General features: G+C 62.4%; 1 protein-coding gene. It reads right to left on the bottom strand.

Translation table 11 applies throughout. The annotated features are described in order from the left end of the window. Window positions 1–43: 43 nt before the first annotated feature. The coding region (locus ACODSR_RS20690; RefSeq protein WP_489078403.1) for a Tn3 family transposase at window positions 44–611 on the bottom strand (568 nt) is incomplete at its 5' end.

Genomic DNA, 611 nt, shown 5'->3' with positions numbered 1-611 from the left:
GGGGTTTGAGTAGCAACGGAACAGAAAACCTACATAAGGGGCTTCAAGCATCGTCGATACCTGTGGCACCAGGATCGCGTAGCGGCCTCAACTCGCCGCGCGCCACGATGTCGGGAATGGTGAAGGCATAGCGCCCGAGCATGTTGATGTGCCTGGAACCAAGCGGCGAGAGGCGGGCGACGTCCTCGTCCAGGATCACATGGCCTTCGGCGCGTAGCTGGCTGACCGCCGCGTCGATGTAGATCGTGTTCCAGAGCACGACCAGGTTGACGACGAGCCCGAGCGCGCCGAGCTGATCCTCCTGCCCTTCGCGGTAGCGCTGGCGAAGTTCACCGCGCTTGCCGTGGAATATGGTGCGGGCAAGCAGGTGGCGGCTCTCGCCGCGATTGAGCTGGACCAGGATCCGGCGCCGGTAGGTTTCGTCGTCGATGAACCGCAGCATGTAGAGTGACTTGATGAGGCGGCCAAGCTCCTGAAGGGCACGTGCCAGCCTGGTGGGGCGATCATTGGTCTGAAGGACACGGGTGAGATCGGTCGCGCGCACGACGCCGAGTTTGAGCGATCCGGCCAGTCGAAGGAGATCATCCCAATGTTCGACAATCAGCCTGGTG

This window comes from Sphingobium sp. FG125, from assembly GCF_057809795.1.
The sequence above is the reverse complement of the archived record's forward strand: the minus strand, read 5'-3'. Positions and strand labels throughout refer to the sequence as shown.